The sequence below is a fragment of the Terriglobales bacterium genome (genome assembly GCA_035454605.1).
In the GTDB taxonomy this organism is placed as follows: Bacteria; Acidobacteriota; Terriglobia; order Terriglobales; family Acidobacteriaceae; genus DATMAB01.
Map to the genome: position 1 here is coordinate 1 of DATIGQ010000102.1, position 2773 is coordinate 2773.

Genomic DNA, 2773 nt, shown 5'->3' on the forward strand with positions numbered 1-2773 from the left:
GACGGCGCCGTGTTCGTACCCGGCACCCGCGTCGAAGAGGTTGTTCGGCTTGCGGGGCAGATCCACCACACCGAGCGCGAGCAGGCCCGCCTTGCCAGCACGGGTGTGAGCTTGCGCCAGCAGTTTCGTTGGGATGACTACAAAGCCAAACGCTCCCAGGACCCGGCGTACACGCTGCGCAAGCACCTGCGGAACGTGGGGAAGGCCATCGAGGAATAACGCCTAACGTGCCGCGTGGCGGCGGAGCGGAGAGGGCGGGTCCTTACGGGCACCAGGTGGCGTCGTAGTGCACGGACCGGCTGTCGTAGCGCGACAGCAGCTTTCTCGCCGGCTCCGGGATGACCGCTGCATCGCGTTCTCCCCCGGCAAACGCCTGAATCGCTTCCATGGATTCCCACAGCGTCACGGTGATGAACTCAGCTTCGGCGCCGGCGTCGCGCCGCATGAGGTACGCGCCCCGATAACCAGCGACCCGGTGGATCCCTGGCAGGATGGTCGTCTTGAGCAATTGTTCGTAGGCGTCGGCGTTCTGGGGTGAAGTGTAACCGTGCCAGATGCGGGCTATCATCGCTGCTCCTGTGTCTTGTCCGCTGCACGCCCATGGTCGCACAGGGCAGGACTCAAGCCTTGCAGTTTCTTGCTCAACTACGCAATGTGTGGGAGTCAGTTTGGTGTCGTAGCCGTTCCCATGTCGTTGCCTGACAGCCAGCGGCCCCTACTTCTTCAGCGCGGAGTCCCAGTTCAGCACCAGCGTCAGGCTGGAGGCGGTGATCTGTGGATTTTCTATCACCAGGAAGCGCTTGCCGTCGCCCACGGAGACCAGGGAGTATTCCCGCGCCCCGATGCGAGGCTGGAACAAGGGCTGGGCCGTCCCGATCTCCAGGCTGTCGCCGCGGGCTGCGATAGGGACAGCCATCAGCTTGCTATTGGCGTCCAGATAGAGCAGCTCTCTGCCGTCAGCCCGCCATTTGGGATTGTTGCCGCCCCTGACTGAGATCTGGAAGCGCCCTCCCGGCTTGGGGAAGGCCACGGCATAGACCTCCTCCCGGCCCGATTCATTGGAAACGTAGGCCACCCATTTGCCGTCCGGAGAGAATTCCCCAATATGCTCGTCGAATTGCGTTTCCAGGAAGGGGAAGGGCTTGCGCTCGCCGAACATGGGCAACACCCACAGGTCACTCCTAGTCTTGCCTTGGGGGTCGCGGCGGTCGAACAGCACGTACTTGCCGTCGGAGGACCAACTGGTGGCGTACTTGATGGCTTTGTCTTCGTAAAGCAGCTCCTCCGGGTGGGCGCCGTTGGCCGGCTTCCAGTAGAGGTCGTAGGCTCCCTTGCGAGTGGAGTCGAAGACCAAGGTGCTCCCGTCCGGCGACCACACCGGGTCATCGTCCTGGCCGGGGTCGAAGGTGAGACGGGTCTTCACTCCGCGCGCCAGGTCGTAGATCCAGAGGTCGAGGGTGCCGGAGTTGCTGTCGGTCACGCTGCCGGCCACCTTGCGGCCATCGGGCGAGAGGCGGGCCACATTGAACGAGTCGGTGGCCACGACCGCGCCGGGCTTGCCGGCGCGGTCATACGACGTGAGCGCCAGCCCGCCGACGCCGCCGGATTGGAACACCAACTTGCCGTCGTCGGAAGCGGAATAGGCCGCTGTCCAGCGGGCATCGACGGCTACCTGCGCGGCCACGGGCACCGGGTCTCCCGCCAGTTGCAGCTTGCGGGGGTCGAATCGCTGCGCCATCAGGTTGAGGGCGCGCACGAACAGCAGATGGCCCGCGGCGTACATGGCGCGGTGCTCGCTGCTCACCAGCAACGTCCTGCGGTCCGGCGAATCCAGCGAACCCAGGTAGATGCCGTTGCCGGTCTCCTCCCCCTTTTGCGCGCTTCCGGTCGCGCCACTGCCCGTGCGGACCAGGTAAATGAAGTGGCGGCCGTCGGGAAGAAACTGGGGCCAGCGATGAGTACTGTCGCCCTGCGGGACCAGGTTCGTCAGGGGTGTGGCGGCTCCGCCGCTGGCGTTCACTCGATAGAGGGGATCGTCAGTCGTGGGCGTGAACAGGATGACGCCCTCGGGGTTCCACGCCCCGCCTCTTGGGTCGGTTGCTTCGGTGATGATTTGGACCGTGCCCCCGGAAGCCTCGATTCTCTTCAGCTTGCCGCCGGCGAAGAATCCGATCTGGCGACTGTCCGGCGACCAGAATGGGTATCCGGCGCCCTCGGTCCCGGCCAGAGGCTGGCCGCTCAGGGAATCCAGCGGACGCACCCAGAGCTGCGGTGCGCCCCCGGGCCCAGCCGCCACGAAGGCAAGCTTGGAGCCATCCGGCGAGAGCGCAAAATCGAAGGGTTGGAAGGCGGTATCCGGCGGCGCCATGACGCTGACTCGCACCGCGCGCCGCGGCTGGGGCGCGCGCATGAGGTAACCGGCCGCGGCTAGCACGAAGCCGACCAGCAACACGGCGGCGACGCCCCAGGCCAGGCGCTCGCGCGTTTTCCGTTTCGCCCCCTGCACCGCGGGAGCCGCCACCGTCGACCCACCTTCCGATATCCAGTTCAGTTGGCGCTTGACGTCGGCGGCGCTCTGCCACCTGTCTTCTGGATCCTTGGCCAGGCACGTGCCTACCACGTGCTCCAACGCCGTGGGCGCCAGCGGCTGGCTGCGCGAAATCGGTTCCGGGTCCCGCTCCAGAATCGCGCTCGCCACCGAAAGCTGGCTCTTGCCCTCGAACGCCCGCTTCCCCGTCGCCATCTCGTACAGCACCGCCCCCAAGGCGAAGAT

General features: G+C 65.9%; 3 protein-coding genes. 1 reads left to right on the forward strand and 2 read right to left on the reverse strand.

Going from position 1 to position 2773, the window contains the following annotated elements; translation table 11 throughout:
* Positions 1 to 219: hypothetical protein (locus tag VLE48_07310; GenBank protein ID HSA92802.1), on the forward strand; the 219-nt coding region annotated here is incomplete at its 5' end.
* A 43-nt stretch (positions 220 to 262) separates the two neighbouring features.
* On the opposite strand, the gene VLE48_07315 is transcribed toward VLE48_07310, so the two are convergent.
* Positions 263 to 568: an antibiotic biosynthesis monooxygenase gene (locus VLE48_07315; GenBank protein ID HSA92803.1), complete on the reverse strand. Its 306-nt coding sequence runs from the start codon at positions 566 to 568 to the stop codon at positions 263 to 265.
* A 147-nt stretch (positions 569 to 715) separates the two neighbouring features.
* The coding region (locus tag VLE48_07320) for a hypothetical protein (protein ID HSA92804.1) at positions 716 to 2773 on the reverse strand (2058 nt) is incomplete at its 5' end.